We start from the raw sequence: 12,987 nt of genomic DNA, 5'->3' as shown, positions 1-12,987 counted from the left end.
GTCTCCCGGAACACCGACGACCCGCTTGATGAAATCTTTGCTGGGATCTTCGGGAAATTCAAAGACAATGATGTCACCGCGCTGCGGTTCCTTGATGGGAATGATCGTTTTGTTTAAAAAAGGGGCTTTGACGCCATAAATGAACTTATTGACCAAGATATGATCACCAATTAAAAGGGTGTCTTTCATCGATCCGGATGGAATTTTAAACGCCTGAACCACAAACGTGCGGATGAACAGCGCCAGGATGACAGCGAAAACGATCGCTTCGATATTTTCACGCAGGGCGCCTTTTTTCTTTGGTGGGGCGTCGGCTTCTTCACGCTTTTTCAAAATGGTGGTGACCTTTCTTGTTATATAAAATAAATGCCTAACCGTATTAATCCGTTGGCGAACAATCCCGCAATGATGTCATCCAGCATGATCCCCAATCCACCGGGAACTTTTTTATCAACCCATTGGATCGGAAAAGGCTTTAATATATCAAACACCCGGAACAATGCAAATCCCGCGATGATGAAAATAGGTGTGAATGGCAGAGCAAACAGCGCGATGGCCATGCCGCAAATCTCGTCAACAACGACCTGGCTGGGGTCCTTTTGCGACTCCAATTTTTCGGCGGCATGGGCAATCCACGTCGAGAACATGATCATCGCAGCCAGAAAGATCAACGCAGGACCGATCCGCATCGATGAAATCAACAGGCATATGGGCACGGCCGCCAGGGAGCCGAAAGTACCCGGAGCCACCGGGGCAAAACCGATCCAGCCTCCCGTTGCCAGAAAGATTACCGCTTTTTGCTTCCACGTCACCATCTACGACTTTTATTCCTCAAAAACCAACGGTTAGGCTAAAACAGAAACAATCGACGATGCCAATCGGCCATGCAAAGGAATTCGGGAGCCAGATTCCAAACATTGCGCCCTCCCCCCGGCAAGCCGCGGGGAATGTTCTGCCGGCAGCGGCAGTGCTGCGCAGCACCGTAGGGATTAGAAAAATAGATTTCCCGTTCGCTAACCCCGCCGACTGCGACGGAAAATGGGCGCGCTATCATGGCTCAAGGGGTCAAGTGAAACCGGCCCAGCCAACCAAGCCAGCCAACCAAACGGTCTTTTCCTGTCGTCTATGGCCCAACGGCTATCGCCTGCTCCTTTTCTCCTGACTTCTGGATTCTATTTTTTTTTGTAACATTAATCTCGACAAATTGTTTTCCCGGAGCAATCCCCATCCTTACAGGCGTTGGCCACTGCTTCATATACCCTTTTCAGCGGAACATTATTCTTGACGGCAATCGTTCTGCACATCTCATACTCGGGTGTATATCGTTTCCTGCCATCCGGCTCCGTCGTGCATTTGACCTGGATTTCACCGAAACAGGTGGCCACCCGGGCGATGGAACGGATTAGCGTTTGCCGGTGAACCAAATGGTATCGGAGACCAATGGTGGAGGTCTCGGCAAATAAGCACCGGGCAATCTCAGCCCTTTTCGCGGGTGGACACAACACCTCAACTTTTGTTCCCGGCCGGTTTTTTTTCATCTGCACCGGTGTATAGCAGACATCCAGGGCACCATTTTTAAACAACATTTCCATCAGGTAGCCGTACAACTCCGGGTTCATATCATCGATGTTGGATTCCACCACAACCACGTCGTCATGGTTCGGCCCAGGAATCGCTTCTTTTTTCTTTCCGATAACTACCCGCAACAGATTGGGCATGTCCTGGCGTTCCCTGGAACCGCTGCCGTAGCCGACGCGATCGATTTGCATGTCGGGAATCGGTCCGAATTGCTCGGCCAGGGAAGCAATGATGCCGGCGCCGGTCGGCGTGACCAGTTCCCCGTCGGATGCTCCGCCGTAGACAGGCAGGCCCTTGACGATCTCAAGGGTTGCCGGTGCCGGCACGGGCAGTTTCCCGTGGGCACAATCCACGAATCCGCTGCCTAAAGGCAACGCTGATGAGGATACCGATTCGATGTGTAAATAGTCGAGGCACAAGGCAGCCCCTACAACATCGACGATGCTGTCCACCGCTCCGACTTCATGGAAATGAACGTCGTCTTTTTCGCATCGATGAACCCGTGCCTCCGCATCGGCAATGCGGCTGAATATGGCAACGGCAGCGCTTTTAACCTTATCGCTCAATCTTGCGTTTTCGATGATTGCAACGATGTCCCGATAATTTCTGGCAGGCGAGGCTATTTTTTCCAAAACGGTGATTTTTTTGGCGCCAATGCCGCTTTTTTTCACGTCACGAGCGACAATTTCCACCTCGCCGATTGAAAGGCTGCGGATCATCTCCGTCAGCCATTGCGCGGAGACGCCCATATCCACGAACGCGCCGAGGACCATGTCACCACTGATCCCGGAAAAACAGTCGAAATGCGCGTGCATCATTGCCAACCTGCCTTCAAGCCAACCCATGCCTGATCGGGTACAAACGTCGCCATCCCCTTATCGAACCCGGCCACCATGGGGTTGCATGCATGGTCGATGTGGGTTTTCATCCTCATAAAAACATTGACAAAACAAGTATTTTTATTCATAAAAGGCCCATTCATACGGAAGTGCGCAGCTTACTGGTGAGGCTCCCGGACTTCAAATCCGGTGTGGGGCGCTAATACCGTCCCGGGTGGGTTCGATTCCCATGCACTTCCGCCATTTTTTAAAGGTGTTTACCAACCATCGCTTACGTGTTTGAGCACCTGCCCAATTGTTTCCTCGCGATCTCCTATACTCCAGCGCAGAACATAATTCAAGCATATGATTTTATTTCAGATGAACTCATGAAGAAGACCACGGTACAGTCCATTTCATTTGTTGCCGACGGCTTGCACCTGTCCGGAGTACTCCATCTGCCGCCAGGCGAACCATTGGCGGTGGTGGTCGGATGCCACGGCCTCATGGCCGACAAGAACTCACCCAAACAAATTGCGCTGGCCAAGGGATGCACGGCCATCGGCATGGCGTATTTTCGATTCGACCACCGGGGGTGTGGCGACAGCGAAGGTAGTTTTGAAATCGACACCACCTTGGAAAACCGCACGTCTGACCTGCATGCCGCCGTTCACGCCGTGTTCCACGCGTTGGGGAAAAACATGCCAATAGGCCTGTTTGGAAGCAGTTTAGGAGGGACCGTATGTCTCGCGGCGGCACACCACCTCTCGCCATTTGCCATGGTCACGCTGGCCGCCCCGGTCCAGAGCCGGTCCATCCAACTCCCTGATGAATCTCCGGAATCCTTGAAGAAGGAGCTCGCTGAAAATCGGCTGACATTCAATGTCAGCACGGCAATCGGGTCTCTCCATCATATTCTGGTTATTCACGGCAGGTGCGATGAGACCGTCGCTCTTGAAAACGCCCAGCGGATTTACAATCTTGCCGGGGATCCTAAGGCACAGCTGATCCTGGAAGGTGGAGATCACCGGCTTAGCTGCAAAGCCCATCAGGAACATTTCCTGCGAAAAACCGTGCAGTGGCTCTCCGATTGTTACCATGATCAATTCGATGTTTCTTAAAAAAGGTTGAGGCATTGCCATTGCCGGCAATGCCTCACCTTATCGGCAGCGATACGGATCACTCCTTACTTTCGCGTAATCGCGCTGTGAATGAGTTCCTTCTGGTAGGATGTCAGGTTTTTGTTGAATTTGACGCCGATACCATCTTGTTCCGTTCTGACGATAGCCCCGGACATCTTGAACGTTTTTTGCACGGAAGGAAGGGTGAAGATCAGCGAAACCGATTGCCCGACACGAAATGGCGACAAGGTTTCGATGAATACCCCGCCTTTGCTCAAGTTGTTGATAAAGTCCTGATAAACCCTGTCCTTGGTCGAGTAATCCACCGGCAGGAAACAGGGGATTCTGGAATCTTCTCGATAATCCAGCCGCTCCCACTCCTGAAGCAATTCATCCAGCATTTTCTTTCGCTGCGGAGTCAGTCTCGAAACGGCCCGAATCAGTCGTTCAGTCAGTTTGTTTTCATCTTCCAAGATGTCCGGTTTTTTCATCATATGTTGCCTATGAATGACTTAGAAGATATAGGGAACGCGGATTCATAAAAAACATCCGCTTCATCCAAAAAGAACCGCTTTCAAAATAGAGTATGGGTTCACGATCGAGGCGCAGCCGCTTCTCAACCCGCAGGCACCCTGAGAGAAGTGTCCTTGGGGTGAAAACCCGAGTATCAAGGGCCTGGAACGAGGAACCCTAAATTGATTGAGCAAATAAAATTTCTTGAGTGGATACTATGATTCGTGTTTGTCCATAAATGGTAGGTTGCGGTTCAGATCAGGGCCGCAGCTACTTGGAAACCGGAGGCGTAGCCAAAAGCTACGTTGAGGATTTCCAAAATGGCGAGAACGCAAAATTGGACCGCAAGATGCCGCTTATGGAAGCAGACTATTTAATATTCCAGAAATTAGGTTAAGTCAACGAAGAGATACCCGCGACCAGGGCTGGCAGATGGAAAGAAATCGATTTGGGAATCGTTGATTGGCGCGGGCGGGGTTGCACGCAACAGCCAACGATCAGCTGGTCGGCGAAATGATCTCGATCAACACCTTCCGCCGTTCCCCGTCATAAGGGACCGTTGTGCCGCCGGGGCCTTCCGGGTCAGGCCCGATGGCCCTGGTTGTAATGGCCTCAACGCGTACCCCTTTTCCAACCAGATAGGCCTTGACCATATCCGCCCGGAATTCGGCCAGCTTCAGATTGTACGCCCGCACCCCTGATCTATCGGTATAGCCTCGCAGGACGACGAGAACCTCGGGATGCGCGATACAGAACTGTGAAATCACGTTAAGCATGTCGTAGGAACGATCCTCCAGGTTATTGGAGTCGAAACCGAACAAAACCTCAGGATACCTGCCGTAGGTCTCCCGGATGAATTCAAGAGAGAGTGGGTCCCCGGCATCCTCTCGGCTCGCCGGTGCCAGTGATGCGCTCAGTTGCGACGTCCCGGCCGGTTTTCCTTCTCCCGTGGGCTGGATTGCAGTTGGCGAACCGACAGTTGGTACGGAAGCCTGATTGTCAATCACGGCAGGCACCGCTTCTACGGCGGCCGCGCGACCCGGTTGCGCAAGATCACGGGAGTTTTTTCCACCGTGCTGTGAGTCTGGTTCCTCTCCTGGCGAACCGGGCGCCGCCACCGCTGCCTGGCTGGTTTGTTCGACGGATGCCTCGCCCATTGTGCTATTGGTAGCGTCTGAAGAGCTGCGGTTGAAGATAAATGTGACGACCAACCCAACCCAAATGATAAAAACGACGACCAGTGCGATTCCCAGAGGCGTTTTCAATTGCAAGGGGGTCAGCCAGTCGGTAGGAACCGGCTTTGCCGTGGGTGCAACCGCTTCCTTTTGAGTCCTGGCCTCGGGGGTTGCGTCACTTTCTTCTATCGAAATCCCGGGTTCGATTTTCAATTCATCGGCACATTCGGCGACGATGGTTTCATCGACATGTTTCTTTTCTTTGACATAGCCGGTCAACAGGGCCTGGTCGCAGATGATATTGATCAATCGGGGGTAACCGTTGGAAAAATTATAGACCTCCTGAATGGCAGCGGATGTAAAGATCGGCTCTTCGGATCCGGCCACGCCCAGGCGAAAACGAATATAGTCGCTCGTTTCCTCTTGAGACAGGGAAGCGATGTTGTAGTTGATCGTGATCCGCTGGCGAATGGCACGGTTTTGCGGGCGAAGGATGACGTTGTTGAACTCGCTTTGGCCCACAAAAAAGATATTGATCAGTTTGGTGCTGGCCTTTTCGATATTGGAAAGCAGCCGGACCTCTTCCAGCATCTTCTGATTGAGGTGTTGACATTCGTCAATGATCAATAGTGCTTGTTTGTTCTGCTGATTGAGGTCCAGCAGGTAGTTTTTCAGAAAGATAAGAAACTCGCCTTTGCTCTTGAAACGCGTATTTAATCCAAATGAGTCAGCAACAAAATTAAAAAAATCCATTTTAGCCAGACCCGGGTCGGCAACCATGGCAACGAGCACGTCACTTCCCAGGCTATCGATAAGGGCGTTCAGCAGCGTGGTTTTTCCGGTACCCACATCACCGGTGAGCAGAAGAAAACCTTTATTGTCCAGGATACCATACTTAAGGACAGCCAGCGCCTCCTGGTGTTTTTCACCCAACCACAAAAACCTCGGGTCGGTGCTGATCTGAAAGGGCTTTAGATGTAATTTATAAAAGTCAAGATACATGGTTGCTTCTCAAATCGAACAGAATTCTAAAGGGTTGTCAGCATTTGTCGAGATACACCAAATCCTTATTTTGGGTCAACTTGGTGCCAATAGCAAGCACTTCCGCTCGATTCCCCGAAATTTTTCTAAAATACAACCGCCCCTTGTAGGAAAAGATAACTTCGAAGGCTGCTTCCCGGTTCTTTTTGCCGAAAACCTTGCGCTTGATCTGAACCCTGTCAGGGTCGTCGTTGAGCTGGTGGACCAACTCCTCCGCCTTGATCTTCATCTCTTCGGTAAGGTCGACGAAGCCTTCGATGGCCTTGTCATGAAAGGTTGTATTCTTGTAGAGGGTAGCGAAGCGCTTTTTGGTTGCATCGGCGCTTTTTAACAGCTGACGGCTTTTTACCTCGCTCTCTTTTTCAAGCTGCTTGATTTTTTCCTTTAACGCATTGATTTCCTGAAGCTGATGATCCTGTCGGGCAAGATTTTCACTGATTTTTTCCTCGAAGGCCAGCATTTCGTCGATCATTTCGTTTTCGGTGGCAGAGGCTTTATGCCGCTCACGTTCCAACTCCGCTTTCATCGATTCAATTTCACTGGCAAGGCTGACTCGCTCGTCTTCAAGCCGCTCCAACCGAACCAGGCCCGCCTGCCGCTGGTTGGACAGGTCATCGATAAATTCCTGTCTGTTGAATTCCTCCTCGTGGATCATTCGCATGCCGCGACGATGAAAGATTAGAAGCACCATCAGGGAAACGAAAGCACAGGAAAACAGTATCGTATTTGATATCAGTGTGTTGTGTTCAATTTTCACGTCAACCGTCTTGATCAGACCATCCTCCATCAACCTGAAGTTTTCTCTGGCGACGGCAATGCTGTCCAACGTGCTTAAATCAGGTTTCGGATCTTCATAGGCATTGGGGTAAAGGTAGGTTCCGTCGCGCGTTTTCACGGTCACACTGACCCGAACACCCCAACCGGGCCATTTCAGGCCGTCGAGGAACCCATTCAGATTCTCCCGGATGACATCTTTAAGACGCACGCTGCCGTCGAACAACGGACGGGTATCGCCGATTAAGGTCGCCGCCAGTATCTTTTCATACCGTGCGTGAACGGTCTTTTCCAACAATTGTATCGAAAAGACATAGACAAAGAGTGGCATCAATACGCAAAGAATCAGTATTTTAAATGGGAGGTAACGCATCATTACATTTCAGACAGCATCCGTTGTGCGTCTTCGGCGCCGTCGAAATTCCTGTCCAGCGCCATTGCCTTTTCCAAGGATAATTTGGCTCGTTCCCGGTCCCCCTTTTTAAACAATGCCGCGCCAAGATGGTAATTTACGGTTGCATTTTCAGGCAATTTTTCCAGGCTGCCCGAGAACTCCTGGACGGCATTTCCATACAGCCCTTTTTTATAATAGACCCAGCCGAGTGTATCCATGACGCTGGGGTCGTCGGGCAGTTTCTCCTTGGCGACTCGGGCGAATTTCATCGCTTCATCGATATCGCCGTCACGGGTTGAAAGGAGATAGGCAAGATTGTTGGCAGCCGGTGCGAACTCGGGATCGATCTCGAGCGCCGCCCGGTAATGCTTTTCCGACAGGTCAAATTGTTTCTGCATGTCGTAGATGGTGCCCATGAGCATGTGCGGTCCGGCTTGCTTCGGATCTTTCTCAAGGATGGCCATGTACTGATCGATGGCCTTTTGCTGTTTATTCCCGGACAGGTAGATTCTCGCTAATGCATAATACGGCGGCAAGAAATCCGGGTTCTCCTGTATGGCCGTCCCGAATGCCTTTTCAGCCGCATCGGTTTTTTTCTGGGCCAGGTAAAGGCTGCCTTTGAGGTTGTGGATAACCGCCCTGGCAACCATGGCGTCACCGACTGCTTCCAATTGCGCATCGCATTTATCCAGAGCGACGGCCAGTTCTCCCTTGGCGCCGTGTACCGCAACGATGTTGGAGAATACGTCCATCAGCATCGGGTTCAGCGCCAGGGCCGCATTGAAACTGTCCAGGGCGCCATCGTAGTCTATAGTCGACCGCTGCAACAGGCCCAACCGATAATAGCCGGCCGGGTTTTGCGGGTTTTCGGCGATCACCGTTTCAAAGGCCGTCTGCGCGTCGGCTGTTTTGCCCTGGGCCATCAAGGCGTTGCCCAGCATTATTCGGGACCGGGCATCTTGTGGATTCAGAGCCAGAATTTCCGCACTCTCTTTCCGGGCCATTTCGAAATCCTGCTCTTTGAAGGCGATCTCGGCGAGCAGCATCCTGGCATTCACCAATTTCGGATTGAGTTCGACCGCTTTGGCAAGGGAGGTTTTGGCCACCTGTGTCTCGCCGTTGCCCAGGTGGCAAAACCCTTTCAGATAGTGTGCCCGGGCCGAGCGCGGCTCCTCTTTCACCAGTTGGTCGAAGATGCCGATGGCCTCGGAAAAATCTTTGTTGAAGGCGGCAATCTCCCCTTTCATCATCCGTGCAGGAAAGAAGTTGGGCCGCTCCGCAAGCACCTTGGCCAAATAGCGTTGCGCCTCTCCCATCTGCCGGCGCTTCAGGAAGAATTCGGTCATGGTGGTCATTATGTTGACGTCATCGGGTTTAAGCGCCAGCGCCTTTTCGTACATGGCAAGGGTCTTGTCCGTGTTGCCCGACGCGTCATAGAACCCAGCTGCAACCATATAGGGCTTAATCTCCTTTGGGCTGGTGTCGATCGCCTCGAGGTAGGCGCTTTCCGCTTCTTGAAATTTTTTCAACTGGAAGAAGAAGTTGCCGAGGACGATGTAAAGATCCGAATTCCCGGGATTCAACTGGATGGTTTTTTCAAGTTGGGCCTGGGCTTCGTCGAAGTCTTTTCGGCCGGTGTAAAACCGAACCAATTCCAGACGCGGTGTGATTGCCTTCGGATCCAGATGAACCGCACTCATCAATTGGGACTTGGCTTCATCGAGTTTGCCCTGGCGGGCGTACACCCGGGCCAACCCCATGTAAGCCCGGGGCTGCTTTTCATCCAATTCCAGGATCTTTTCAAAGACCGAGGCCGCTTCGTAAAGGTTTTTTTCCAGGTCATAAAGACCGGCCATTAAATACAGGGCCTCGATATTATTCGGTGCCTTGGCAAGAACCGCTTCGACTTTTTCACGGGACTCGGCGTTTTTTTTGCCCAGCATGTAAAACGTGGCCAGCTTGAGGGATGCATCGATGTTGTCCGGGTCGAGTTTGGCGACCATGCTGTATTCCCTGAAGGCCCCCCGGGGATCCCCCAGTTTCAGATAAGTTTCTCCCAGGCGCTCGTAGGCATCTAAAAACTCCGGATCGATCTGAATGGCGTTGCGGAACTCCAATTCCGCGCTCTTGTATTCCCCTTTTTCAAAATAGGTTTTCCCTTTTTCAAAATGGGACACCTTTTTCTCCTCGTCGGAGGAGCACCCCGTGACGATCAATGCCAGCGCAACCAACATCGCGAAAACATGGATCCTGCGGCTTTTCATTTAACGACCCCCAATAAACAGACCCCAGTGTTGCCCACCCCAAAACCGACACGCTCGTTTACTTTTGCTTCAAGTGCCAGTTCCAGGCGGTTCGGATGATTTTTTCAAGATTGTCATATGCCGGCGCCCATCCCAGCTCGCGTCTTATTTTTTCAGAACTGGCCACCAGAACCGCCGGATCACCGGGGCGACGCGGTGCTTCAACGACCGGTATCCTTTTTCCCGTAACCCCTTCCGCTTTGCTGATCACATCCCTTACCGAATACCCGTGGCTGCTGCCCAGGTTGTAGACGGCGCTATCCCCGCCTTCCAGTAACGCATCCAGGGCCAGCAGGTGGGCCTGGGCCAGATCGTTGACATGCACGTAATCCCGAACGCAGGTACCATCCGTGGTGGGGTAATCGGTACCGAATACCCGGATATGGTCGATCCGACCGTCGGCGGCGCTGAGAACGATGGGAATCAGATGCGTTTCCGGATCGTGCATTTCGCCAATCTCAGCAGATTCATCGGCACCTGCGGCATTAAAATAGCGCAGCGCCGTGAATTTCAACCCGTAGGCGGCATCGCAATCCGCCAGCATGCGCTCCACGGCCAATTTTGTGTTTCCATATGGATTGGTCGGTGCGCATGGATGATCTTCGGTAATCGGAATCGCCACCGGTTCCCCGTAAACGGCGGCGGTGGATGAAAAGATAAACCGCTTGACATCATGGCGCACCATGGCATCGAGCAGGGCAACCGTTTCCGCCAGGTTGTTGCGGTAATAGGCCAGCGGCTGGTGCATCGATTCGCCGACCTGAGAAAAGGCTGCGAAATGCATCACTGCATCGAAGGTGTGCCGGGAGAACAGCTTGTCCAGCAGGTCCGAGTTCCCGAGGTTGCCCTGGATAAATGCTTCCCCCTGGACCAGCTTGCGGTTGCCGGTGGACAGGTTGTCCAAAATGACCACATCGCAGCTGGCCCTGGCCAATTGCCGAACCATGTGTGCACCGATGTAGCCCGCTCCACCGACAACAAGTATTTTTTTATCGCTCGATGGCATTGTTTTTTGAATTTATTGAGTTAATTGGGTTTGTTGGGTTCTCGGTTCTGCGTACCCGCCCTTGCCTAAACACCTAAAGCTTATAACGATCCCTTCTACCAATCGAACCAATCGAACCAATCGAACCAATCGAACCAATGAAGCTATGTTAAATGGTTTTGTTCCACAAGTGGTAGATTGTGGTTCAGTCCAAGGTCGCAGCGCCGTCGAAACCAGAGGCGTAGCAGCGCTACGTCGAGGATAGCGCTGAAGCTTCACTACGTGCTCAAACTCGTGAGAACACCGGCCTGGCTCGAAAGATGCCAAGTTAGGGTGTACCTTCAATTCCCTCGATCCCATCTATATATATCGCTTCTGCCCCAGGTATATCAGTATCTCCTGGGCGGCCTCATCAGGCGATTTCCCCGTCGTATCCACCCGCACTTCAGGCGCCTCGGGGATTTCGTATGGATCGTCGATGCCCGTATACCCTTTGATAAGTCCGGCCCTGGCTTTGGCGTACATGCCTTTGCGGTCGCGCTTTTCACAGACTTCCAGGGGCGTGGCCACATGCACCTCGATAAACCCGCCGAGGGCGTCGATGTTGGAGCGGATCTCGGCTCGTGTAGCGGCGTAGGGGGCAATCGGCGCACAGATCGCGACCCCCCGGTTTTTGGTGATTTCGCTGGCCACGAACCCGATACGCCTGACGTTGATGTCGCGATGTTCCTTTGAGAAAGACAGTTCATTGGACAGATTCTGCCGGACAATGTCCCCGTCCAGAAGCGTGACCGGACGTTTACCGATTTCCAGCATTTTCGCATAAAGCACGCGGGCGATAGTCGATTTACCACTTCCGGAAAGGCCGGTGAAAAAAACCGTAAATCCCTGCCTCGACGGCGGCGGATAGGCTTTTTTCAGTTCACCCACCACTTCCGGAAAGGTGGCCCACCGGGGAATTTCCCTGCCGGTACGGATTCGTTCACGAATATCCAGACTTGAAAGAGAGATGGTTTCAGTACCTGCGGGAACTTCATCCTTTGGACAAAATTCATCTTCAAAAGGCAGGTAGACCAGTTCGTCGAAGGGAACCACGCCGATGTCCAGTTCTTCAGCAAACTTCTGCACAAAAGCGTGCGTCGCCGAGCTGTCATAAAACGGCGCCGCACCATTTAGTCTGCCCGGATCCGCATGCTGATGGCCGATGATAAAGTGGGTGCATCCATAATTTTTTCCGATGATGCATTGAAGCAGGGCATCCCGCGGCCCGGCCATTCGCATGGATATGGGCAAAAGGCTCATGACCGCCGATTCCGGGGGGAAATACCCGACCACATGACGGTAGCAGCGTACGCGGGTGTAATAATCGAAATCGCCGGGGCCGGTCATGTCCACGCCGGGAAGCAAGAGCAGGTTGGCATGGCTTTTATGCATGGCGCGGATGGCCATTTCGAATTCTGGCCGGTGAATGGTGTTGACGGTCTGAAATCCGACGATGCGATTCCATCCCAGCTTTTTAAAAAGTCCGCGGACTTCCGGTGGTGTCATCCGCTGCTGCTTGAAATCGAAGTGAAGCGGCAGGTTAAGCACTTCAAGAGTACCGCCCAAATAGTATTCACCGGTATTTCGAAACAGATTGGCCACACCCGGGTGCGATTTATCCGTAGTGCCGTACAGGAGCGTCGCTTCTTTTTCCTTGTCCGGCTTCCAGATGTCTTCCACATGCATGATGGCCAGGAGGAATCCTTCGGGGTCTCGAACCACCACGGACTGCCCGGCTTCCAATGGCCTGGCTGCCGTTTCGGAGACGTCCAGGCAGATGGGGACTGGCCACAGCGTCCCGTCCTGCAATTTATTGCGATCCAGCACGGACTCATAGTTGCTGCGGTTCATGAAACCGGTCAGCGGTGAAAAGGCCCCTGTGGTAAGCAATTCGAAATCGCAGAGTTGGCGATCGTCCAGGGTGATGCTGGCCAGGTCTGTCGAAATCTTTTTGAGCAAAGCCGACCGTTCAGGATCCACCATCAAGTTAACATATTTTCCGCCGTGATAGGCGTTATCGCGGCTGACGGTATCAGTCATATGGCTATACTTCCTTTCAAGTTATCGTTCTCATTAAATTTTGCTAATTTTTTAAAAACCCTCAACATTTTATAAACGGGAGGATTTCTGGTTCATAAGGCAAGGATAAAGGCTCTGCTCCTGGTCCTGTGCCTTTTTCTCCACTGACAAGCGACATGCAAAAGCGATCCGCATAAAATCAAAGCATAAGAGTCTACAAATAT

Annotated in this window: 10 protein-coding genes and 1 tRNA gene; 2 read left to right on the top strand and 9 right to left on the bottom strand. The window is 52.2% G+C overall.

All coding sequences use genetic code 11. From position 1 onward, the window contains the following. The 3 genes from lepB to larC all read right to left on the bottom strand — a co-directional run. The coding region (gene lepB / locus ACZCED_RS23630; protein ID WP_464861931.1) for a signal peptidase I at positions 1-333 on the bottom strand (333 nt) is incomplete at its 3' end. 20 nt (positions 334-353) lie between these two features. Continuing rightward, complete coding sequence (locus ACZCED_RS23625; RefSeq protein WP_464861930.1) at positions 354-815, bottom strand: phosphatidylglycerophosphatase A family protein; 462 nt, start codon at positions 813-815, stop codon at positions 354-356. Positions 816-1,190: 375 nt separating this feature from the next. Further along, positions 1,191-2,396, bottom strand: a complete 1,206-nt coding sequence (gene larC / locus ACZCED_RS23620) for a nickel pincer cofactor biosynthesis protein LarC (RefSeq protein ID WP_464861929.1) — start codon at positions 2,394-2,396, stop codon at positions 1,191-1,193. A 166-nt stretch (positions 2,397-2,562) separates the two neighbouring features. On the opposite strand from larC, the gene ACZCED_RS23615 reads away from it, so the two are divergent. Both ACZCED_RS23615 and ACZCED_RS23610 read left to right on the top strand, forming a co-directional pair. Then, a tRNA-Sec gene (locus ACZCED_RS23615) sits at positions 2,563-2,660 on the top strand. A gap of 125 nt (positions 2,661-2,785) precedes the next feature. After that, positions 2,786-3,517, top strand: coding sequence for an alpha/beta hydrolase family protein (locus tag ACZCED_RS23610; protein WP_464861928.1), 732 nt, complete (start codon positions 2,786-2,788; stop codon positions 3,515-3,517). Between the two features lie 65 nt (positions 3,518-3,582). Here ACZCED_RS23610 and ACZCED_RS23605 read toward each other — a convergent pair whose 3' ends face one another. From ACZCED_RS23605 to ACZCED_RS23580, 6 genes are all read right to left on the bottom strand, one after another. Then, complete coding sequence (locus tag ACZCED_RS23605) at positions 3,583-4,011, bottom strand: PilZ domain-containing protein (RefSeq protein ID WP_464861927.1); 429 nt, start codon at positions 4,009-4,011, stop codon at positions 3,583-3,585. A 516-nt stretch (positions 4,012-4,527) separates the two neighbouring features. After that, the gene (locus ACZCED_RS23600) at positions 4,528-6,138 is read right to left on the bottom strand and encodes an AAA family ATPase (protein WP_464861926.1); all 1,611 of its coding nucleotides are present in this window, start codon (positions 6,136-6,138) and stop codon (positions 4,528-4,530) included. Between the two features lie 106 nt (positions 6,139-6,244). Next, complete coding sequence (locus ACZCED_RS23595; protein ID WP_464861925.1) at positions 6,245-7,396, bottom strand: coiled-coil domain-containing protein; 1,152 nt, start codon at positions 7,394-7,396, stop codon at positions 6,245-6,247. Then, the gene (locus ACZCED_RS23590; RefSeq protein ID WP_464861924.1) at positions 7,396-9,678 is read right to left on the bottom strand and encodes a tetratricopeptide repeat protein; all 2,283 of its coding nucleotides are present in this window, start codon (positions 9,676-9,678) and stop codon (positions 7,396-7,398) included. Before ACZCED_RS23590 ends, ACZCED_RS23595 begins: the two co-directional genes overlap by 1 nt. A 58-nt stretch (positions 9,679-9,736) precedes the next feature. Then, on the bottom strand, positions 9,737-10,723 hold the full coding sequence (gene galE / locus ACZCED_RS23585) for a UDP-glucose 4-epimerase GalE (RefSeq protein WP_464861923.1): 987 nt from the start codon (positions 10,721-10,723) through the stop codon (positions 9,737-9,739). A gap of 339 nt (positions 10,724-11,062) precedes the next feature. Continuing rightward, positions 11,063-12,784 carry a bifunctional sulfate adenylyltransferase/adenylylsulfate kinase gene (locus tag ACZCED_RS23580; protein WP_464861922.1) on the bottom strand — a complete coding sequence of 574 codons (1,722 nt, stop codon included), beginning with the start codon at positions 12,782-12,784 and terminating at the stop codon, positions 11,063-11,065. Positions 12,785-12,987 lie beyond the last annotated feature (203 nt).

This window comes from Desulfosarcina sp., assembly GCF_055467485.1.
This window is presented reverse-complemented; position numbering and strand designations above follow the sequence as displayed.